This is a genomic window from Streptomyces carpinensis (assembly GCF_002154505.1).
Lineage (GTDB): Bacteria > Actinomycetota > Actinomycetes > Streptomycetales > Streptomycetaceae > Streptomyces > Streptomyces carpinensis.
This window is the reverse complement of sequence record NZ_MUBM01000477.1, coordinates 1-21,126: the sequence shown is the minus strand read 5'-3', so window position 1 is coordinate 21,126 and position 21,126 is coordinate 1. Positions and strand designations below refer to the sequence as shown.

19 protein-coding genes and 1 pseudogene are annotated in these 21,126 nt (G+C 72.5%); 12 read left to right on the top strand and 8 right to left on the bottom strand.

The annotated features are described in order from the left end of the window. The first annotated feature begins 44 nt into the window (after window positions 1-44). Genes BZY54_RS43970 through BZY54_RS43945 form a run of 6 tightly spaced genes read left to right on the top strand, consistent with a single transcriptional unit; the run spans window position 45 to window position 5,289 of the window. Window positions 45-1,001: an ABC transporter permease gene (locus tag BZY54_RS43970; RefSeq protein WP_244217628.1), complete on the top strand. Its 957-nt coding sequence runs from the start codon at window positions 45-47 to the stop codon at window positions 999-1,001. Between the two features lie 38 nt (window positions 1,002-1,039). Next, window positions 1,040-2,389 carry an L-fuconate dehydratase gene (locus BZY54_RS43965; protein ID WP_086730961.1) on the top strand — a complete coding sequence of 450 codons (1,350 nt, stop codon included), beginning with the start codon at window positions 1,040-1,042 and terminating at the stop codon, window positions 2,387-2,389. Beyond that, window positions 2,386-3,141, top strand: coding sequence for an SDR family NAD(P)-dependent oxidoreductase (locus BZY54_RS43960; RefSeq protein ID WP_086730960.1), 756 nt, complete (start codon window positions 2,386-2,388; stop codon window positions 3,139-3,141). The genes BZY54_RS43965 and BZY54_RS43960 overlap by 4 nt, the downstream gene beginning before the upstream one ends. Continuing rightward, window positions 3,138-4,127, top strand: a complete 990-nt coding sequence (locus BZY54_RS43955; RefSeq protein ID WP_086730959.1) for an aldo/keto reductase — start codon at window positions 3,138-3,140, stop codon at window positions 4,125-4,127. Before BZY54_RS43960 ends, BZY54_RS43955 begins: the two co-directional genes overlap by 4 nt. Then, window positions 4,124-4,438: an L-rhamnose mutarotase gene (locus tag BZY54_RS43950; protein WP_086730958.1), complete on the top strand. Its 315-nt coding sequence runs from the start codon at window positions 4,124-4,126 to the stop codon at window positions 4,436-4,438. The genes BZY54_RS43955 and BZY54_RS43950 overlap by 4 nt, the downstream gene beginning before the upstream one ends. Continuing rightward, complete coding sequence (locus BZY54_RS43945; RefSeq protein ID WP_086730957.1) at window positions 4,435-5,289, top strand: amidohydrolase family protein; 855 nt, start codon at window positions 4,435-4,437, stop codon at window positions 5,287-5,289. Before BZY54_RS43950 ends, BZY54_RS43945 begins: the two co-directional genes overlap by 4 nt. A 25-nt stretch (window positions 5,290-5,314) precedes the next feature. On the opposite strand, the gene BZY54_RS43940 is transcribed toward BZY54_RS43945, so the two are convergent. After that, window positions 5,315-6,742: a lipase maturation factor family protein gene (locus tag BZY54_RS43940; protein WP_086730956.1), complete on the bottom strand. Its 1,428-nt coding sequence runs from the start codon at window positions 6,740-6,742 to the stop codon at window positions 5,315-5,317. A gap of 240 nt (window positions 6,743-6,982) precedes the next feature. On the opposite strand from BZY54_RS43940, the gene BZY54_RS43935 reads away from it, so the two are divergent. Continuing rightward, window positions 6,983-9,070: a SpoIIE family protein phosphatase gene (locus BZY54_RS43935; protein WP_086730955.1), complete on the top strand. Its 2,088-nt coding sequence runs from the start codon at window positions 6,983-6,985 to the stop codon at window positions 9,068-9,070. A 52-nt stretch (window positions 9,071-9,122) separates the two neighbouring features. Beyond that, on the top strand, window positions 9,123-9,986 hold the full coding sequence (locus BZY54_RS43930; RefSeq protein WP_086730954.1) for an Fpg/Nei family DNA glycosylase: 864 nt from the start codon (window positions 9,123-9,125) through the stop codon (window positions 9,984-9,986). A gap of 82 nt (window positions 9,987-10,068) precedes the next feature. On the opposite strand, the gene BZY54_RS43925 is transcribed toward BZY54_RS43930, so the two are convergent. The 3 genes from BZY54_RS43925 to BZY54_RS43915 form a co-directional block, all read right to left on the bottom strand. Further along, on the bottom strand, window positions 10,069-10,719 hold the full coding sequence (locus BZY54_RS43925; protein WP_086730953.1) for a zf-HC2 domain-containing protein: 651 nt from the start codon (window positions 10,717-10,719) through the stop codon (window positions 10,069-10,071). Between the two features lie 148 nt (window positions 10,720-10,867). After that, window positions 10,868-11,377, bottom strand: coding sequence for a hypothetical protein (locus BZY54_RS43920; protein WP_086730952.1), 510 nt, complete (start codon window positions 11,375-11,377; stop codon window positions 10,868-10,870). A gap of 145 nt (window positions 11,378-11,522) precedes the next feature. Continuing rightward, the gene (locus BZY54_RS43915; RefSeq protein ID WP_086730951.1) at window positions 11,523-12,071 is read right to left on the bottom strand and encodes a sigma-70 family RNA polymerase sigma factor; all 549 of its coding nucleotides are present in this window, start codon (window positions 12,069-12,071) and stop codon (window positions 11,523-11,525) included. A gap of 351 nt (window positions 12,072-12,422) precedes the next feature. Here BZY54_RS43915 and BZY54_RS43910 point away from each other — a divergent pair, with 351 nt between their 5' ends. After that, a complete protein-coding gene (locus BZY54_RS43910) occupies window positions 12,423-12,671 on the top strand; it encodes a hypothetical protein (protein WP_086730950.1) in 249 nt (82 codons plus the stop codon). Here BZY54_RS43910 and BZY54_RS43905 read toward each other — a convergent pair. Together BZY54_RS43905 and BZY54_RS43900 are read right to left on the bottom strand one after the other, a co-directional pair. Continuing rightward, the gene (locus BZY54_RS43905; RefSeq protein ID WP_086730949.1) at window positions 12,611-14,038 is read right to left on the bottom strand and encodes an amino acid permease; all 1,428 of its coding nucleotides are present in this window, start codon (window positions 14,036-14,038) and stop codon (window positions 12,611-12,613) included. The two genes, BZY54_RS43910 and BZY54_RS43905, sit on opposite strands and share 61 nt — an antisense overlap. A gap of 116 nt (window positions 14,039-14,154) precedes the next feature. After that, the gene (locus BZY54_RS43900) at window positions 14,155-14,634 is read right to left on the bottom strand and encodes a universal stress protein (RefSeq protein WP_244217627.1); all 480 of its coding nucleotides are present in this window, start codon (window positions 14,632-14,634) and stop codon (window positions 14,155-14,157) included. 215 nt (window positions 14,635-14,849) lie between these two features. On the opposite strand from BZY54_RS43900, the gene lysX reads away from it, so the two are divergent. Continuing rightward, entirely contained in the window at window positions 14,850-18,137 is a 3,288-nt protein-coding gene (gene lysX / locus BZY54_RS43895) for a bifunctional lysylphosphatidylglycerol synthetase/lysine--tRNA ligase LysX (RefSeq protein ID WP_086730947.1), read from the top strand. Window positions 18,138-18,270: 133 nt separating this feature from the next. After that, window positions 18,271-19,116, top strand: coding sequence for a polysaccharide deacetylase family protein (locus BZY54_RS43890; protein WP_086730946.1), 846 nt, complete (start codon window positions 18,271-18,273; stop codon window positions 19,114-19,116). 48 nt (window positions 19,117-19,164) lie between these two features. Here BZY54_RS43890 and BZY54_RS43885 read toward each other — a convergent pair whose 3' ends face one another. Next, complete coding sequence (locus BZY54_RS43885; protein ID WP_167414175.1) at window positions 19,165-19,848, bottom strand: class F sortase; 684 nt, start codon at window positions 19,846-19,848, stop codon at window positions 19,165-19,167. A gap of 331 nt (window positions 19,849-20,179) precedes the next feature. Between BZY54_RS43885 and BZY54_RS43880 the strand changes: the two genes are divergently transcribed. After that, window positions 20,180-20,647 carry a hypothetical protein gene (locus BZY54_RS43880; RefSeq protein WP_143668268.1) on the top strand — a complete coding sequence of 156 codons (468 nt, stop codon included), beginning with the start codon at window positions 20,180-20,182 and terminating at the stop codon, window positions 20,645-20,647. Between the two features lie 195 nt (window positions 20,648-20,842). Here BZY54_RS43880 and BZY54_RS52540 read toward each other — a convergent pair. After that, window positions 20,843-21,126 (bottom strand): annotated as a pseudogene (locus BZY54_RS52540) (hypothetical protein); the annotation flags it as partial.

Genomic DNA, 21,126 nt, shown 5'->3' with positions numbered 1-21,126 from the left:
GAGGGCGAGTTCGCGGGCCCGCCGCCGCCTCGGCCAGGACGGTCCTGCTGCGCCGGGCCCGCGAACTCGCCCTCGTGCCCGCCCTGTTGCTGCTCATGGTGCTCGGCACGATCGTCAACGACTCGTTCCTCACCGAACGGAACCTGATCTCGATCCTGGGCGCCTCCGCCGCCCTGGCCATGGTCGTGCTCGCCGAGTCGCTGGTGCTGATCACCGGCAAGTTCGACCTCTCCCTGGAATCCGTCGTCGGCATCGCGCCCGCCGTGGGGGCGTTGCTCGTGCTGCCCTCGGCCCAGTCGGGCTGGGGCACCGAGTTCCCGGCCCCCGTGGCCCTGCTCGCGGTCCTCGTCGCCGGCGCGGCCGTCGGCGCGTTCAACGGCGTCCTGGTCGTCAGGTTCAGGCTCAACGCCTTCATCGTGACCCTGGCCATGCTGATCGTGCTGCGCGGCCTGCTGGTCGGCGCGACCAAGGGGAAGACGCTGTTCGGCATGCCCGACGCCTTCTACTCCCTGGCCACCACCACCTTCCTGACCATCCCGCTGTCGGTGTGGCTGGCCGCCGTCGCCTTCGCGGTGACCGGACTCCTCCTGAAGTACCACCGCGTGGGCCGCGCCCTGTACGCCATCGGCGGCAACGCGGACGCGGCCCGCGCGGCCGGCATCCGCGTCGAGCGGGTGGTGCTCGGCGTGTACGTCGTCGCGGGCGTCCTCGCCTCCGTCGGCGGCATCATGCAGACCGGCTACGTCGGCGCGATCAGCGCCAACCAGGGCCAGAACATGATCTTCACGGTGTTCGCGGCCGCGGTGATCGGCGGCATCAGCCTCGACGGCGGCAAGGGCACCATGTTCGGCGCGCTGACCGGCGTACTCCTGCTCGGCGTGGTGCAGAACCTGCTCACCCTCGCGCAGGTGCCGTCGTTCTGGATCCAAGCCATCTACGGCGGGATCATCCTGGTCGCCCTCATGATCGCGCGCGTGACGACGGGCCGCGCCCAGGACTGACCGCGCCGGTTCCCCCGTCACCGACCGAAAGGCCATCCGTGTCCCCGACGCCCGAGCGCATCACCGCGGTCGACACCTACGACATCCGCTTCCCCACCTCGCGCGAGCTCGACGGCTCCGACGCGATGAACCCGGACCCCGACTACTCGGCGGCCTACGTCGTGCTGCGCACGGACGCCGCGGACGGCCTGGAGGGACACGGATTCACCTTCACCATCGGGCGCGGCAACGACGTCCAGGTCGCCGCGATCCACGCGCTGCGCCACCACGTGACCGGACGGACCGTCGAGGAGGTGTGCGCCGACCCCGGCTCGCTCTTCCGGGACCTGATCGGCGACAGCCAACTACGCTGGCTGGGCCCCGAGAAGGGCGTGATGCACATGGCGATCGGCGCGGTCGTCAACGCGGTGTGGGACATGGCCGCCAAGCGCGCGGGCAAGCCCCTGTGGCGGGTGCTCGCCGAGGCCGATCCCGCGTGGCTGGTCGGCCAGATCGACTTCCGGTACATCACCGACGCCCTCACCCCCGAGGAGGCGCTGCACATCCTGCGCCGCGGCCGGCAGGGCGCGCCGGAGCGCACCGCCCGGCTCCTGGAGCGCGGCTACCCCGCCTACACGACCTCCGCCGGCTGGCTCGGCTACGACGACGAGAAACTGACCCGGCTCGCCGCCCAGGCCGTCGCCGAGGGCTTCACACAGATCAAGCTCAAGGTCGGGGCGGATCTGGAGGACGACATACGGCGCTGCCGCGTGGCCCGAGCGGTGATCGGCCCCGGCATCCGCATGGCCGTCGACGCCAACCAGCGCTGGGGGGTGGCCGAGGCGATCCGCTGGACCAGGGCGCTGGCGCCGTTCGACCCGTACTGGATCGAGGAGCCCACCAGCCCCGACGACGTCCTCGCCCACGCGGCCATCCGCGAGGCCGTGGCACCGGTGAAGGTCGCAACCGGCGAGCACGTGCAGAACCGCATCGTCTTCAAGCAGATGCTCCAGGCCGGCGCCCTCGACGTGCTCCAGATCGACGCGGCCCGCGTCGGCGGTGTCAACGAGAACCTCGCGATCCTGCTGCTGGCCGCCAAGTTCGGCGTTCCGGTGTGCCCGCACGCCGGCGGGGTCGGCCTGTGCGAACTGGTGCAGCATCTGTCCATGTTCGACTACGTGGCCGTCTCCGGCACCACCGAGGACCGCGTCATCGAGTACGTCGACCACCTCCACGACCACTTCCTGGACCCTGTGGTGATCCGCGACGGTCACTACACGGCGCCCACCACCCCGGGCTTCTCGGCCGCCATGCGGCCGGAGTCGATCGACCGCTACACCTTTCCAGGCGGCGTCTTCTGGGCCGCCGACCCCGACCGTCAGCAGCTTCAGAAGGGACAGGCCGCATGAGCGACTTCGACGGACTCCGGGCGCTGGTGACGGGCGGCGCCTCCGGCATCGGCCGGGCCACCGCCGAACTCCTCGCCGAGCGGGGCGCGCAGGTCGCCGTCCTCGACCTGGACCCGTCGTCCGTGACCAAGCCGCTGCTCGCCTTCCGCGCCGACGTGACGGACGACGCCAGCGTGCGCGAGGCCGTCGCGGCGGCCGTCGCCGAACTCGGCGGACTCGACGTACTGGTCAACAACGCGGGCATCGGTGCCCAGGGCACCGTCGAGGACAACGACGACGAGGAGTGGCGCCGCGTCTTCGACGTCAACGTCCTCGGCATGGTCCGCACGGCCCGCGCCGCCCTGCCGCACCTGCGCGACTCGCGGCACGCGGCGATCGTCAACACCTGCTCGATCGCCGCCACGGCCGGCCTGCCCCAACGGGCGCTCTACAGCGCCACCAAGGGCGCCGTGTACTCGCTCACCCTCGCCATGGCCGCCGACCACGTCCGCGAGGGCATCCGCGTCAACTGCGTCAACCCCGGCACCGTGGACACCCCGTGGATCGGCCACCTGCTGGACGCCGCCCCCGACCCGGCCACCGAACGCACGGCCCTCCAGGCCCGCCAGCCCACCGGCCGCCTGGTCACGGCGGCCGAGGTCGCGGGAGCCATCGCCTACCTGGCGGGACCGCTGTCCGGCGCCACCACCGGAACCTCCCTCGCCGTCGACGGAGGGATGCAGGGCCTGCGGCTGCGCCCGGCGGGCCGGTGAGCACCCTCGGCCGCAGCGCCGTCGCCGTCGGCCCCCTCGGCTTCGGCGCGGCCGCGATCGGCAACCTCTACGCCGAGGTCGGCGAGGAGCAGGCGCATGAGACCGTGGCCGCCGCCTGGCGGCACGGCATCCGCTACTTCGACACGGCACCGCACTACGGCCTCGGCCTGTCCGAGCGGCGCCTCGGCGCGGCACTGCGCACCCGCCCCCGGTCGGCGTACACGATCTCCACCAAGGTCGGCCGGCTGCTGGAGCCCACGGACCGGGGCGGCGACGACCTCGCCCACGGCTTCGCGGTGCCCGCCACCCACCGCCGCGTGTGGGACTTCAGCGCGGACGGCGTGCGCCGTAGCCTGGAGCGGAGCCTGGAACGGCTCGGCCTGGACCGCGTGGACGTCGTCTACCTCCACGACCCCGACGACCACGCCGAACAGGCCTTCCGGGAGGGCTACCCGGCGCTGGAGAAGCTGCGCGCGGAAGGAGTGGTCGGCGCGATCGGGGCGGGCATGAACCAGTCGCGGATGCTGACCCGCTTCGTCCAGGACACCGACGTGGACGTGGTGCTGTGCGCCAGCCGCTACACCCTGCTCGACCAGAGCGCGCTGGCCGACCTGCTGCCCGCCGCCACCGAGCGGGGTGTGTCCGTGGTGATCGGCGGCGTCTTCAACTCCGGCCTCCTCGCCGACCCGAGGCCGGGAGCCACCTACGACTACGCGCAGGCGCCCGCCGGACCGCTCGATCGCGCACTGCGCATGAAGGCGCTCGCCGACCGGCACGGGATCACCCTGCGCGCCGCGGCCCTGGCCTTCTGCGCGGCGCACCCGGCGGTGGCGAGCGTCCTGGCCGGTGCCCGCTCGGCCACCGAAGTGCGCGACTGCGCCGAGCAGTTCGCGACCCCCGTCCCCGCCGCCTTCTGGCGGGAACTGCGGGAGACCGGACTGCTGCCCGCCCGAGCCCCCGTCCCCACCGAGGAGAGTCCGCGTTGAGAGTCGTCCTGCACACCAAGGTCCGCGCCGACCGGATCGCCGCCTACGAGGCCGCCCACCGCGAGGTCCCCGCCGAACTCACCGCCGCCATCCGCGCCGCCGGCGCCACGTCCTGGACCATCTGGCGCAGCGGAACCGACCTGTTCCACCTGCTGGAGTGCGAGGACTACGGCCGTCTCCTCGCCGAACTGGAGGGACTGCCGGTCAACGTGGCCTGGCAGGCCCGGATGGCCGAACTGCTCGACGTCGTGCACGACTACTCCGCCGAAGGCGCGGACGCCGGCCTGCCCGTCGTGTGGGAGCTGCCGTGACCGTCGACGCCCACCACCATGTCTGGGACCTGGGCGTGCGCGACCAGGACTGGATCAACGGCCCCGAACTCCGCCCCCTGCGCCGGAACTTCACGATCGCGGACCTCGAACCCCGGGCGCTGGAGGCCGGAGTCGACCGCACGGTCCTCGTGCAGACGGTCACCGTGCCCGAGGAGACCCCCGAGCTCCTGGCCCTGGCGGAGGGCCACGACCTGATCGCCGGCGTGGTCGGCTGGGTGGACCTCACCCGCCCCGACATCGCCGACGAACTGGCGCGCCTGCGGGGGCTCCCCGGCGGCCGCCGCCTCAAGGGCGTCCGCCACCAGGTGCAGGCCGAGCCCGATCCGGAGTGGCTGCTGCGCGCGGACGTGCGCCGGGGCCTGGCCGCCGTGGCGGACGCCGGCCTGGTGTACGACCTGGTCGTCGTGGACCAGCAGCTCCCGGCCTGCGCCAGGGCGGCGGCCGAGCACCCCGGCCTCACGTTCGTCCTCGACCACCTGGGCAAGCCCGCGATCGCCTCGGGCCGGACGGAACCCTGGGCGAGCGACGTCCGTGCCCTCGCCGCCCTGCCCAACACCGTCTGCAAGCTCTCGGGCATGGTCACGGAGGCCGACCCCGCCACCTGGACCGCCGCCGACCTGCGGCCCTACGCGGACGTGGTGATGGGCGCCTTCGGCCCGGACCGCCTGATGTACGGCTCGGACTGGCCGGTGTGCACCCTCGCGGCGTCGTACGGGGAAGTCCTGGCCGCCGCCCGTGACCTGACCTCCGCGCTCACCGCGCACGAACGCACGGCGGTCTTCCAGGGAACCGCGACCCGCGTCTACGGACTGGACCGGCCCGGCTCGTGACCGGTTCTCCCCGCCAGCAGGCCGGTCAGGGCTTGCGGGCCGTCTCCGCCAGCCGGGTCGGCGCCAGGAAGTCACGCACGTACGTGCGGTCCCAGCAGGATCCGGTCGCACGCAGTTCCTCCCAGGTCGTGTAGCGGTAGCGGAACAGGCGGGCACGGACGTAGCGCGGTGGACGATCCGGTGGGAAGGGGGAGCGGCGCAGGAGCCGGAGGGTGTCGCGGTCGTTCTCCAGGAGCCGTTCCATCAGGACCCCGAACCAGGCGCCGGCGTACGCGGGGGACAGCGCGACGAACCACATCAGCCAGTCCAGCCGCAGGTGGTACGGCGCGAACTGGCGCGGCCAGCGCCGTGGATCACCGGGCTTACCCCGGAACTCGTACTCCCGCCAGTCGGAGTCCTCCCGGGGCGAGTCGTCCAGCGTGCCCTCGACCACCACCTCGTAGCGGACGCGGCTGATGCTGCCGAACGCGCCGTAGGTGTTGACCAGGTGCAGCGGGTCGAAGGAGCGGTTCATCACCTGCCGCCGGGAGATCATGTTCAGCACCGGGCGGTAGCTGAGGGCCACCACGAGCACGGTGACGGCCAGGACCACCACCTCGTACCACAGCGGGGCCGCGGGCACGGACGCCGGCGCCGCACCCGAGGGCCACTGGACCGCCGGCAGGGCCAGCACGATCGTGATCCAGTTCAGCCAGGCGAAGTTGCCCGAGAGCACCAGCCACAGCTGGGTCAGGATCATCAGCGACGCCGCGGCCGTGGCGATCGGCTGCGGGGTGAACAGCAGGAACGGCACCAGCAGTTGCGTGACGTGGTTGGCGGCCACCTCGGCCTTGTGCAGGGGCGCCGGCAGATGGTGGAAGAACCAGCTCAGCGGGCCCGGCATCGGCTGTGTCTCGTGGTGGTAGTACAGACAGGTCAGCTGCCGCCAGCACGCGTCGCCGCGCAGCTTGATCAGCCCCGCGCCGAACTCGACGCGGAAGAGGATCCAGCGCATCAGGAACAGCACGAGGACGGGCGGGGCCACCTCGTCGTTGCCCAGGAACACCGCGAGGAAGCCGGTCTCCAGCAGCAGCGACTCCCACCCGAATCCGTACCAGGTCTGCCCGACGTTGACGATCGAGAGGTACAGCGCCCACGGCACCAGCCACAGCAGCATGCCGCCCCACAGCGGCAGCCACGAGTCCAGGCCCGCGAGCAGCGCGGCCGACACGGCGCACCCGCCCCACGCGACCGTCGCGAACAACGAGTCGGAGTAGCGCCAGTGGAACAGGCTCGGCGCCAGCCTGAACGGCACCCGCTCGACGAACCAGGGGATCGGCAGCATGCCGCGCTCGCCGAGCAGCGCGCGGAACTGCCGAGCGGCCGTCAGGAACGCCACGAGATACACGGCGGCCAGGGCCCGCTGGAAGACCAGCCGGCTCAGCCAGTAGTCGGGTGCGGTGAACCATCCCACGGCCGTGCACGCTCCTCTTCTCCATGGTGCCGCCGAAGTTCCGGACGAATGCCGCCGCGGCCGGTCCTCCGTGTACGGGGCCGTCGCAGCCGGTCGTCCGTGTGCCGCGACACCGGTCACGCTCCGTCTCCAGGTTGCCCGGCCCGCGTGACCCCGGCGAGTGAAGCGCACAAGGGTGACGGGCTCCGGCTACCCCACGCCCGGCTCGAAGAATCAGACAAACCCTGGCAAGGTGGCCCCATGGCTGAACGGGGAGCGCCCACCCTGTCACTCCCGGACGACTGGCCCGTCCACCCGGACCCGATCCTGGCTCTCAACCGCATGGGCAGCTTCGACTGGGACCTGGACACCGGTCTGCTCGGCATGGACGCCATGGCCCACCGGATCCTCGACATCACCCCCGAGGAGTACGACGGGCACCCCGGGAGCCTCGATCCCCGGCTGACGGGCGGGGAGAGCGAGCGGCTGGACGCTCTGGTGGCCCGCGCGATGAAGGACGGCAGCGAGAACTACGGCACCTACCTGCGGCTGCGCCGCCGCGACGGCTCCCTGCGCTGGGCCTACGTCCAGGGCTGCATCCGCCGCGACGCGTCCGGCCGCCCCCGCCGGATCATCGGGATCCTCCGGGACGCCACCCGGGAGCTCGAGGACGGCGTCGGCCGCCGGCAACGGGAGGCCCTGGACGCGGCCCGGCGTGAGCAGACCAACGTCGTCCAGGTCACCACCGCGGCCCTCGCCCACGCCCGCACCGTGCAGGACGTCATCGACGTCGTCAAGGACAGCCACGGCCTGGCCCTGCTGGGCTCCACCAGTCTGGTCCTCGGCCTGCTCGAGGCCGGCCGCCTCCGGCTCGTCGCGGAAGGACCGGCGGGTAGCTCCGTACCGGGCACCGAGGTCACCCGGGTCGACGATCCGTACCCGTTGAGCGAGGCGGTGCGCACCCTCAGACCCCGCTTCATCGAGTCCCCGGAGGAGTTCGCCGACTGCTATCCCATCCTGTGGCCGCACATCACCGGCCTGGACATCACCTCGGCCGCCTATCTGCCGCTGATCGCCCAGGCCCGCCCGATCGGCGGCATGGGCCTGCTCTACAGCGGCCGTCACGGCTTCACACAGGAGGAGCGCAACGTCCTCGTCGCCCTCGGCAGCAGCATCGCGCAGAGCCTGCAGCGCGCCATGCTCTACGAACAGGAGAAGGACCTCGCCCAGGGCCTGCAGCAGGCCATGCTGCCGCGCACCATCCCCAGCGTGCCCGGCGCCGACGTCGCCGTCCGCTACCGCTCCGGCTACGCCGGCGGCTCCCTCGGCCGGGACATCGGCGGCGACTGGTACGACCTGATCCCGCTGCCCGGCGGCCGGGTCGGCGCCGTCATCGGGGACGTGCAGGGCCACGACACGCACGCCGCCGCCGTCATGGGCCAGCTGCGCATCGTGCTGCGCGCCTACGCCGCCGAGGGCCACACCCCGGCCACCGTGATGGCCCGCGCATCGATCTTCCTGCACGAGCTGGACACCGACCGCTTCGCGACCTGCCTGTACGCGGAGGCAGACCTGTCCACCGGCGTCGTCCAGGTGGTCCGGGCGGGGCACATCGACCCGCTGGTGCGGCTGAACGACGGCACCTGCCGCCGGGTCGCCGTCGACGGCGGTTTGCCGCTCGGCCTGTCCGCGGAGTTCGGCAGCCTGGAGTACCCGGTCTGCGCCATGGAACTCGACCCCGGGCACTCCCTGGTGCTGTGCACCGACGGGCTCGTCGAACAGCCCGGCGCCGACCTCGACGACGGCATGCGGGCCCTCGTCGAGTCCATCGCCGCGGGACCCGAGGACGTACGGGCGCTCGCCGACCGGCTGATCGAGATGGCCGAGAAGCGGGGCGGCGACGACGACGTGGCGCTGCTGGTGCTTCGCCGCCGCGCGCTGACCGAGCGCCGGCCGCTGGGCCGGCTCCAGCACCACGTGGCGCCCGGCGACCCCGAGGCCCTGACCCGGGCCCGGCACATGATCCGCTCGACGGTCCGCTCCTGGGGCGCCCGGGAGCGCTCCGACGAGATCGAACTCGTGGCCGACGAACTGATAACCAACGCCCTCATGCACACCGAGGGCGCGGCCATCGTCACCCTGCGGGTGCTCAGCGGCACCGACCGGAGGCTGCGGGTGGAGGTCGAGGACTCCTCCAGCGCCCTGCCGCGCCGCCGGGAGCCGGGGGAGCAGGGCGTCTCGGGCCGTGGCCTGCTGCTCGTCGACCGGCTCACCGACGTGTGGGGCGTGGAGGCGCGGGGCGGCGGCAAGTGCATGTGGTGCGAGTTCGTGGTGCCCGAGCGCGCCTGAACCGCCGCGCGTGCCGCGTGGCGGCACCGGTGCCGGGTGGCACTCTTGAGGCATGCCGGAACTGCCCGAAGTGGAAGCGCTCAAGGACTTCCTCGCCGAGAACCTGGTCGGTCACGAGGTGGTCCGCGTGCTGCCCGTCGCGATCAGCGTCCTGAAGACCTACGACCCTCCCGTCACCGCCCTGGAGGGCCACGAGGTCACCGCTGTCGCGCGGCACGGCAAGTTCCTGGACCTGGCGACCGACGGCGGCCCGCACCTGGTCACCCATCTCGCCCGCGGGGGCTGGCTCCAGTGGAGGGACCGCCTGCCCGACGGCCCGCCCCGGCCGGGGAAGGGCCCCCTTGCCTTGCGTGTCGCGCTGGAGACCGGCGCGGGCTTCGACCTCACCGAGGCCGGCACCCAGAAGCGGCTCGCCGTGTACGTCGTAGAGGATCCGCAGGAGGTGCCGGGCGTGGCCCGGCTCGGCCCCGACCCACTGGCCGACGACTTCGACGAGGAGCGGTTCGCCCGGCTGATGGCGGGGGAGCGGCGTCAGATCAAGGGCGCGCTGCGGGACCAGGGCCTGATCGCGGGCGTGGGCAACGCCTACAGCGACGAGATCCTGCACGCGGCGAGGATGTCCCCGTTCAAGCTGGCCGCCTCCCTGACGCCGGAGGAGACCCGAAGGCTGTACGAGGCGCTGCGCACCACGCTGACGGAAGCGGTCGAGCGCTCGCGGGGCGTGGCGGCCGGCCGGCTGAAGGCCGAGAAGAAGAGCGGCCTGAGGGTGCACGGCCGCACCGGCGAGCCCTGCCCGGTGTGCGGCGACACCGTCCGCGAGGTGTCCTTCAGCGACTCCTCGCTGCAGTACTGCCCCACCTGCCAGACGGGCGGCAAGCCGCTGGCGGACCGCAGGCTGTCGCGACTGCTCAAGTAGCCGGGGCGCCGGGGGCAGAGGGCCGGGGTCCACGGCAGAGCGGTGAGGGAGCAGGGGCGTGGGCGACGAGCCGTGGAGGGGATCAGGGCGGGTCGAGCGTCACCAGGTGCTGCCCGTCCGCCGTACGCACCTCGAAGCGGGCGATCTGGTCGGGGTGCAGGGCCGCGCCGCCCATGACGGTGTTCGGCCCGGCGCCGTCGGTGGGGACCATCCAGGTGGTCACCGTCTGCTCGGACCCGTCCCGGCCCACGGCGACGAGCAGGCAGGAGTGAGGTCCGGCCCCGTCCTTGACCCGCAACCGCACCTCGCTGCCCCAGCCCGCGTCCGCCGCGCTGACCTCCGCCCACACCCCGGTGGCCGCGTCGGTGGCGGCGACCCGGACGGCCCCGTCCGCGTGCCGGGCGACGACCGCGGCCGCCGGTCCGCCGACGGCGAGCACCACGGAGGCGGCCAGGCCGAACAGCAGGCGCCGGCGTCCGGCCCGGTGCCGGCGCACCACCTCGCCGGCCAGCCGCTCCAGCAGCCGGGGACCGGGCTGGGACATGGGGTGCACGAAGTGCGGAGTGGCCCGCCGGTACAGCAGCAGCTGTCGTGCCGTGGCGCCGAACTCGGTCACCTGCGCCGTGCAGCGAGGGCACTCCATGAGGTGGTCCTCGAAGCGGAACGCGTCCGCCTCGTCGAGCACGCCGAGCGCGTAAGCGCCGACGTCGCGATGCCTTTCCAGGGACCTCATGCGGAATCCTCGCGGTGGGTGCGGGTGGGGTTACTCGTTGCTCCCACCGGTACGCACCGGAGTGCCGAATCACTCAAGCCACGCACCGAATCGTAATCAAGGGGTTCGGAGCGGCCGGGCCCGCGGATTGGTCCGTATCGGAATGCGGCTAGAAAAGGTGGATGGCCAGGTGTCCGAGGGGCAGTCCGAGCCGCCAGGCGGGCGTCCACACCTGCGGTCCCTCGTCCTCGCTCACCGCGCCCGCCCCGCCCGGCACCGCGTCCAGATCGGGCGCGAGCAGTTCGGTCTCCTCCAGCCACCGCCAGGCGGCCTCGGCCAGCGCCAGGTCCGGCGAGGGGACGCCGCAGGCGTGCGCGTCGGCCGCCAGGTCGGTCATCCGCTCGCGCACCCAGTCCTCCCACGGCTGGTCGTACGCGGTCAGCGACAGCCAGGTCTCCAGCTGCGAGACCACCCGGATGCCGGAGAGCTCGCCCCCGGAGTCGGACAGGAAGACGGTCAGCGCCAGCGCGTCCCGGCCGGCGCGGAACTCCACGGACGCCGGCGGCATCAGATCGCCGGTGCGCAGTAGCTCGTCGGCGATGTACTCGGCGTACAACCAGGCCATGGGGACGGCCAGTTCACCGCCGCCGTCCGTGCTCTCTTGACCTCTGTGCAGCATCCCTTCCTGCCTTCCTCCGGTGCGTGCGCGTCGCTCGACCCCGGCTCCTGGGACAGGCCCATCCGGAACACGGATGAGAACAGCCGATTACTCAACAGTGGTCCACAGCAAGGCGCTTTACGGAGGTTTGACCCGGCGGTCGGTTTCACCGCAGGTCGGCCGCGTATCCCGGGAGCACCCTGCGCAGGGCGCGCAGCGCGTAGTACGCGCGGGACTTCACGGTACCGGGCGGAATGCCCAGGGTTTCGGCGGCTTCCGCCACACTCGCCCCCTGGAAGTACACCAGCACCAGGACTTCACGGTGCTGCGGCGTGAGTGTCTTCACAGCCTCACGCACGTCGAGCATCGCGGCGGCCCGCTCGGCGTGGTCGGCGATCACCCGTACGTTCTCCAGGACCGCGTCCCCCACCTCCGGCGGCCTGGCCTGCCGGGCCCGGCGCGCGTCGATGGCGAGCCGGCGCGCGACGGTCAGCAGCCAGGGCCGAACGGAGGCGAAGGAGTCGGCGCGCAGCGCCTCGGGGTGCTGCCAGGCGCGCACCAGCGTCTCCTGGAGCAGGTCCTCGGCGCGCTGCCGGTCGCCGTCGCACAGCCGCAGGAGCAGGGCGAACAGCGGCCGGCCGTGCTCGCGCTGCAGCGCGGCGAGCTCGTGCTCGGCGGTCGTGGTCACGCGGGGGAGGGCGGTTCCGGCCGTCATGGCCGTATCGCAGCGCAGGGTCCCGTGCGGGGACAGTGCACGCGCACGGCTGTGCGACGGACGGTCGATCGCGTCGACGAACGGTTCGACGAACGGTCCGTCCTTCCTAGGGCCCCTCGTTTGGACCATGCCGGGCTCGCGGGCCCTGGCACGCCTTGCAGCTGCACGCACCCGACCCCGCTCCCTGATCCGGCCTGATCCAAACGAAAGACCCGAGTGGCGTCCACCGGACGGGTTAACGGCACCGCCCGGGCCGTTTGCGACGGCCGCCAATTTCGTACCCATTTGTATGTCTTGTCCGTCCATCCGCCCATAGGACCGAGCCGGCGCACGAACGCAGTGAGGTGACCGATGATCGCACGCAGACACCAGGTGGCACTGGTCCTGACGGCCGTCCTCGCCGCGGGCGCCGCCTGCCAGGCCGAGCATCGGGAGCAGCGCGGCGCGCCCTCGGGGCACGCCGCGCCCGCCGCGCCGGGCCCCCGGCCGGCGGCGGGTCACGGCGTCCGTACCGCGCCGGAGGGCGTCGAGTCCGCGGCTCAGTCCACGGCCCGCCGGTTTGTGGCCAGCACCGACCGCTTGTACGAGTACCCGAAGTAGATCACGCAGCCGACCAGGAACCACACGACGAACCGCACCCACGTCTGCCACTGGAGGAACGTGATCAGCCAGATCGAGAAGACCACGCCCAGCGCCGGCACGAACGGCATCCACGGCGTACGGAAGCTGCGCGGCAGCTCCGGCTGCCGGTAGCGCAGCACGATCACCGCCGTGCACACCACCACGAACGCCAGCAGAATGCCGATGTTGGTCAGTTCGGCCGCCTCGGCGATCGGCAGGAACCCGGCGATGACGGCCGACGCCACCCCGACGATCCACGTCACCCGGGTCGGCACGTGCCGCGTGGGGTGCGTCTTCGCGAACCACCGGGGCAGCAGCCCGTCGCGGGACATCGAGAACCACACCCGGGTCACGCCCAGCATGAACGTGAACATCACGGTCAGGATGCCGATGATCGCGCCCACCGCGATCATGTCCGCCAGGCTGCCCAGCCCCACCGACTTGAACGCGGTCGAGAAGCCGCTCTCCTTGTCGATGTGCTTGTAGTTCTGCATCCCGGTCAGCACCAGGCAGGCCGCCACGTACAGCACCATCGCGATCGCCAGCGAGTAGATGATCGCCTTCGGCATGTGCCGCTGCGCGTCCTTGGACTCCTCGGCGGCCGTCGACATGGCGTCGTAGCCGAAGACCGCGAAGAACACGGTCGCCGCGCCGGTGAAGGCCCCGCCGACGCCGTAGGGGAAGAACGGGTGGTAGTTGGCCGTGTCGATGTGGAAGACGCCGACGATGATCACCACCAGCACCACAAGCACCTTCAGCACCACCACGATCATCTCGAAGCGGGCCGCGTTGCGGATGCCGAGGGTCAGCAGCCACGCGATGAGCAGACACAGGACGACGGCGAACAGGTCGACCTTGTGCCCGGATCCCGTGCCGGGCGCGCCCAGCATCCACGCGGGCAGCTTCGCGCCCATGTCCTCGATCAGGAAGCTGAAGTACCCCGAGATGCCGATCGCGACCACGGCCACGATCGCCGTGTACTCCAGGAGCAGGTCCCAGCCGATGAACCAGCCGGCGAACTCGCCGAGCACCGCGTAGCCGTAGGTGTAGGCGGAGCCCGCCTTCGGGATCATCCCCGCGAACTCGGCGTAGGACAGCGCGGCGGCGGCGCTGGCGACGCCGGCGATCAGGAAGGACACGAGCACCGCGGGGCCCGCCGTGCCGTTGGCCACCGTGCCGGCGAGCGTGAAGATGCCCGCGCCGATGATGCCGCCCACGCCGATCGCCGTCAGCTGCCACAGCCCGAGCGACCGCTCGAGCTTCGGTCCCTCTCCGGCTTCCGTCTCCTCGATGTGTTCGATGGGTTTACGCCGGAGAATGCCTTCACCCATCCGGAGCCTGGCCATGAGCCTCACCTCTTCGCAGACGGCAATCCGCTGACGGCGGATCATGATGGCTCAGCCCGGCCGGGTACGGAAGACGCCGTGCATGCCTCGGACGGCCGCGGCGCCGCCGCCGTCGGCTACGGCACCACCGTCACCGGCCAGCGTCCCGCCTTGACCAGCTTGACCGCCACCGAGCCGATGAGGCGATGGCCCGCCTGCTCGGAGGCGCCCACCACGACCGCGTCCGCCCTCAGTTCGTCCGCGGCCTTCACCAGGCCGTTGTACGGATCGCCGCGGAAGGTGTGGAACTCCCAGCGGACCTCGAATATCCCCTTCAGCCGCTCCGTCCCCTCCCGGATCTGCTGCACCAGGTCCTCGGCGATCGCGTCGGTCGCCTCGGCCACCGGCGCCCCCAGCGCCGCCCCCGTCGTCATCACCGGCTGCACGTACACGAGGGCCAGCAGAGCGCGCTGCCGCCGGGCCAGACCGGCGGCGTAGGCGGCCGCACGCATCGAGGAGTCGGAGCCGTCCACCCCGGCCACGATCACCTTCGGGCCGTCCGTGCCCCGCTCGAACCCCTGCGCGCGCCGCTCGTGCTCCTCGTGCTGTTCCGTCACACTCGCGAGGCTATCGGAAGACGCAGTTCCGGCCGAGGGCCGGGGCGGTCCCGACGAGCGCCCCGGGCACGGTGTTCCTACAGTCGGAACCATGAGCGCCGCCACCCGTGCACACCCATGACCGCGCAGCCGGACAACCGACAGCCGGACCGCCCGGCCTCGACCACTCAGCCACGCCGACCCAGCCATGACCGACCAGCAGTGACCGACCCGCCATGACCGCCACCGCCGGTGCCGCCCCGCCCAGGGGCGCCGATGAACCCGCCCGGCCGCACGGGAGCGGCCTCCTCGGCAGGGTGCCCGAGGGCTGCGCCCTCTTCTTCGGCGCCCTCGCCCTGCTCTGCGCGCTGCTCGACCTCATCGCCCCACTGCGCGCGCTGCTCCACCCCGTCGTCCGCCTGCTGGACCAGCTCCTCGTTCCGATCAGCGCCAACCTCGCCTACGCCGCCTTCCTGTTCCTGCTGGCGGGCGCGACCGCCGCCCGCAAGAAGGTCGCCTGGTGGCTGGTCGTCGTCTATCTGGGCCTGGTCATCCTCAGCGACGCCCTCGGCCTGGCGCTCGGCCAGTACGCCGAGTCGCTGTCCTCCCTCGTCCTGTGCGGCCTCGCGCTGCTGCTGCTGATCGCCGCCCGCGGGGAGTTCTACGCCGCCTCCCGCCGGGGCGCGGTGTGGCGGGCCCTGGCCGTGCTGGCCGCCGGGCTCATCGTGGCCGTCCTGGCCGGCTGGGGCCTGGTCGCCCTCTTCCCCGGCACCCTGCCGCCGAACCTGCACCTGGCCTGGTCGGCCAACCGGGTCATGGGCAGCCTGGTCTCCGCCCGCGACTTCGACGGTCACCCACCCCGCCCGGTGACCTTCCTGCTCGGCCTGTTCGGGGCGCTGGCCCTGCTCAACGCCGCCGCCACACTGTTCCGCTCACAGCGCCTGGAAGCCGCCCTGCACGGCGACGAGGAGATCCGCATCCGCGCCCTGCTCAAGGCCTACGGACAGGACGACTCGCTCGGCTACTTCGCCACCCGCCGCGACAAGGCCGTGGTCTTCTCACCCAGCGGCAAGGCCGCCGTCACCTACCGCGTCGAGGCCGGGGTCTGCCTGGCCAGCGGCGACCCCGTGGGCGACCGCGAGGCCTGGCCGCACGCCATCGCCGCCTGGCTGGACGTGGCCCGCCGCCACGCCTGGACGCCCGCCGTGATGGGCGCCTCCGAGGACGGCGCCCGCGCCTACGTCCGCGCCGGGCTCGGCGCCCTCCAGCTCGGCGACGAGGCGATCGTGCACATCGCCGGCTTCGACCTGGACGGCCGGGAGATGCGGGTGGCCCGGCAGGCCGTGCGCCGCGTCCGCCGCACCGGCGCCACCTCCCGCGTCCGCCGGCACGCGGCCCTCACCGACAAGGAGATGGAGGAGGTGATCGACAAGGCCGACGCCTGGCGCGACACCGAGACCGAACGCGGGTTCTCCATGGCCCTGGACCGCCTCGGCGACCCCGCCGACGGCGACTGCCTGCTCGTCGAGGCACTGGCCGCCGACGGCCGTCTTCTCGCCCTGCTCTCCTTCGTGCCCTGGGGCCCCGACGGCGTCTCCCTGGATCTGATGCGCCGCGACCGCACCGCACCCAACGGCGTCATGGAGTTCATGGTCGCCGAACTGTGCGCGGCCGCCCCCAGGCTCGGCGTGCGCCGCATCTCGCTGAACTTCGCGGTGTTCCGCTCGGTGTTCGAGGAGGGCGCCCGCATCGGCGCCGGCCCGGTGCTGCGCCTGTGGCGCCGCCTGCTGCTGTTCTTCTCCCGCTGGTGGCAACTGGAGGCGCTCTACCGGTCCAACGCCAAGTACCGACCGGAGTGGTACCCGCGCTACATCTGCTACGGCGAGACCGCCTCCCTCGCCCGCATCGGCCTCGCCTCCGGCATCGCCGAGGGCTTCGTCCCCGTACCCTCGCTGCGCAAGCTGTGGGGCAAGGGCCACGCCCGGCCGGGCCCGCGGCCCGCCACCACCGACCACCTTCCCCCGCTCACCGCGCTCGGCCTCGAGGAGGCGGAGCGCGCCGAGGCCCCGTACGCCGGAATGCCCGACCAGGTCCGCGTCCGGCACGCCCGGCTGGAGCGGCTGCGCGCCGCGGGCACCGACCCGTACCCGGTCGGCGCCCCGGCCCGCACCCGCACCCTCGCCGAGGTCCGCGCCGAAGCCCGCGAGGGCGAGCAGGTCACGGTCGCCGGCCGGATCATGCTCGTACGCGACTTCGGCGGCATCGTCTTCGCCGTCCTGCGCGACTGGTCCGGCGACCACCAGCTCGCACTCACCCGCGACGGCACCGGCCCGGCCGCCCTCGACCGCTTCACCGCCGACACCGACATCGGCGACCACATCACCGCCACCGGCCGCACGGGCCTCAGCGACAAGGGCGAACCGACCGTCTTCGTCACCTCCTGGCAGCTGCTCGGCAAGTGCCTGCGCCCCCTGCCGGACAAGCGCAGGGGACTGGCCGATCCCGAGGCCAAGGTGCGCATGCGCTACCTCGACCTGGTCGCGAGCCCCGAGGCCCGCGCCGTCGTCCGCGTCCGCTCCACCGCCGTACAGGCGCTGCGCCAGGGCCTGCTGGACCGCGGCTTCCTCGAGGTCGAGACGCCGATGCTCCAGCAGATCCACGGCGGGGCCAACGCGCGTCCGTTCACCACCCACATCAACGCCTACGACCTCGACCTCCACCTGCGCATCGCCCCCGAGCTGTACCTCAAGCGCCTGTGCGTCGGAGGCCTGGAGAAGGTCTTCGAGATGGGCCGCACCTTCCGCAACGAGGGCGTCTCCCCCAAGCACAACCCCGAGTTCACCATGCTGGAGGCCTACCAGGCCTACGCCGACTACGACGTGATGCTCCACCTCACCCGCGAGCTGATCCAGGGCGCCGCCACCGCCGCCCTCGGCCGCCCGGTCGTCCACAAGGACGGCACGGAGTACGACATCTCCGGCACCTGGCCGGTCAAGACCGTGCACGGGGCGATCTCCGAGGTGCTGGGAGAGGAGATCGGCCCCGGAACGGACCTGGTGGCGCTGCGCCGGCACTGCGACCGCGCCGGGGTGCCCTACACCGCCGACGACGGCCCCGGAGACATCGTCCTGGAGCTGTACGAGCGGCTGGTCGAGGAGCGCACGGGGCCGCCCACTTTCTACAAGGACTTCCCGACCGAGGTCTCCCCGCTCACCCGGCAGCACCGCACCGAGCCCCGGCTCGCCGAGCGCTGGGACCTGGTCGCCTTCGGCACCGAACTCGGCACCGCCTACTCCGAGCTGACCGACCCCGTCGAACAGCGCCGCCGTCTCACCGCCCAGTCCCTGCTCGCCGCCGGCGGCGACCCGGAGGCGATGGAACTGGACGAGGACTTCCTCGACGCCCTCGAATACGCCATGCCGCCCACCGGCGGCCTCGGCATCGGCGTCGACCGGCTCGTCATGTTCCTCACCGGACTGACGATCCGTGAGACGCTGCCGTTCCCACTGGTGCGCCGCCGCTGAGGAGGCGCCGGGGCGGGGCCGTCCGCGCCGACAGAGCGACAAGCAACGGGCTGCCGCACGCGGCAGTGGGCCAGGCGGGTGCTTTCGTGCCGCCGTACCGGTGCCGCAGGAACCGTCCGGTCACTGATCACTCATGCAGAAGGATGAGTTGCTCACGCGGCGCCGGGCACTGCTCGCCGGGGCCGCTGTCCTCGGGGCGGCGGGAGCGGCCGGCACGGCAGGTCTGCTGTTCTCCGGCTCCTCCGACTCCCCGGCACCGCCGGCCGCGCCCGCCGCGGGCCCCCAGGCGCACAGTGCGCTCAAGCCCGACGCGTACCGCCTTCAGCCCCTGACCGGCGACGCCCCCCAGCGCGCCCTGCCACTGCCGACCACGGTGCGGCACGCGCCGATCCTGCGCTTCTCGGGGCGCGGCAACACCATGCTGCTGACCTTCGACGACGGCCCCAACCCGGAGTACACCCCGCGCATCCTGGACACCCTGGCCAAGTACGACATCCGCGCGACGTTCATGGTGTGCGGCGAGATGGCCGACTGGAACCGGGACCTGCTGGCCCGGATGGCCGACGAGGGCCACGTGGTCGGCAACCACACCTGGACCCACCCGCTGCTCACACGGCTCACCCGCCGGAAGATCCGCGACGAGCTCGAGAGCACCAGCGACCTCATCGAGAAGACCTACGGCGAGCGGCCCCTGTGGTTCCGCGCCCCCTACGGCGCCTGGAACCGCAACGTCTTCCAGCTCAACGCCGAGATGGGCATGGAACCGCTGGCCTGGACCGTGGACAGCCTCGACTGGACCACCCCCGGAACCGGCGCCATCGTCCGCAGGGTCGAGCGCGGCGCCGCCCCCGGCGTCGTGGTGCTCTCCCACGACGCCGGGGGCGACCGCACACAGACCGTCGGCGCACTGCGCAGATACCTCCCCAGGCTGCTGGACGAGGGCTACCGCTTCACCGTGCCGCGCCGGAACTACACCTGAGGCGGCCAAGGCGCGCCGCCCGGTGTGCCACGCCGCCGTGCGGGACGTTCACAGAACCTGGACCAGTCGGGCGAAGACGACGACGTTCCCCTCGTATCCGGTCTGCTTGCTGTAGAAACCGCCGCAGGTGATGACCCGCAGCTCCGGCGTGCCCTTCGAGCCGTACACGCGGTCGCCGGGGAAGTTCGCCTTCTCGAACACCTCCACGCCGTACACCTCGAAGACCGCGGTCCTCCCGTCCTGCCGGTGGATCTCGACGTGGTTTCCCTTCTTCAGGGCGCCGAGTCCGTAGAACACCGCCGGGCCCATCTTGTTGTCCACATGTCCCACGACGACCGCGGTTCCCTTTTCCCCAGGGGTTACGGCACCGTTGAACCAGCCGGCCAGATTCGGGTCGTCCGGCGGCGGCGCCGCCACCCACCCGTCCGAGTCCACGCCGACCGGTGTGATGGGCGCGTCCACCTGGATCAGGGGAATCCGCACCCGGTCGGGCACCGAGAACGGCAGCGGCCGCGGCGCCCCGTGCGGGGTCGCGGGCGAGGTACCGGGCGCCTGGCTGCTCTCCGGCGCGGCGGCCCTCGCGGGCTGCGGCGGGCCGGCGTCGAACTCTCCCGAACCGTTGCGGACGAGGGCGAGTCCGGTGAGCAGAACGATCGCTATCACACCCCACGGGGTGCGCTTCTTCCGTGGCCCCCGCTCCTCCTCGGCGTCGGACAGCTTGTTCACAGACATTCGCCATCACCTCTCGACGCGGCCGTCGCCCCGTCCTTCGCGCATACGGGAACGCTAAGTCCCGCGCGCGCGACCGGCGACGGGGCGGGAGCGAACGGGTGGCGGCCGTCGATCTCGGTACGCCAACGGAGCCGCTCCCGGCGGGCGTTCTCCGACAGCCCATGACCTGCGCCGACATCTGACGGGGTGAAATCCTGTCGACCCCGGCTCACCAGGACGGACGACCTCCGAAATGCGCCCTGGCACACGGCACCTGAGGGTTTTTCCGGGAGGCGCTGTCTCGCCGATCGACCGGGTACGTGTCCCCGGGGCGCCTTCCACGGAGGTTCTCATGCACACTGCTCGTACTCCTTTGGCGGTTCTGGTCGCCGCGGTCGCCACCGTCGGGCTGGCGGCCCCGAAGGCCGTGGCGGAGCGCGGCGACGCCCCGGGCACCAACGCGGAGGCCGGCCCCGGCAACCGGACGCTCCCCGTGGTCGGGTGGCGCGGCGGCCGGGAGGCGGCGTCGTCCGTGTTCGGCACGACACCGGTAAGGCCGGCCGACGGTTCCGGCCGGACGGCGTGGGGCATCGGGGCGATCCACCCGGGCGCCCGCGCCGAGGCGCACGGCGTCACGGTCCGCCGCGACGGCGGTCGCACCCTGGCCGTTCCGGTGGTCCTGACCGCCGTCGGCAGCGTCCAGGGCGGTGTCGGCGGTGCCACCAAGGCCGACGTCGCCATCGGCGGCGGGCTGCTGGGGACGGGCGCCCTCGCGGGCACCGTCTTCTGGATCCGCCGGCACTTCGGCAAGCGCGCCTGACGACGTCACACACGCCGTCACGGCCGTGGATCCGGTCTCCTCGTGTGTCGAGGAGGCCGGATCTTTCGTCTCCTTGAGCGGCCTCCTGCCGGGTCCGGGTTCTCGCCCTCCCGCTCCGCCGCGACACGTCGCCCGCCCCTCGTCCCGGACCCGTTCGGGCCCCGGACGAAGGTCTGTGCCGGGGCGGACGGGGAGTCAGGCGGCGCCTTCTTCGCCGGTGCGGCGGCGTGAGAGGTAGTACGCCGCGCCGACCGAGCCCGCGATGAGCGCGGTGCCCATGCCGATCTCCTTCAGGTCGAAGCCGGCGATGGTGCCGCCCTCGCCCGCACGGACGCCGTGGCGGAAGTGCTCCCCCTTGCCGCTCTCTTCGCCGCCGCCGTAGCCGCCGTCCTCGGAGCGGTTGCCTCCGCCGCCGTAGCCGCCGTCCTCGGAGCGGCTGCCTCCGCCGCCCCCACCGCCGTAGCCGCCGTCCTCGGAGC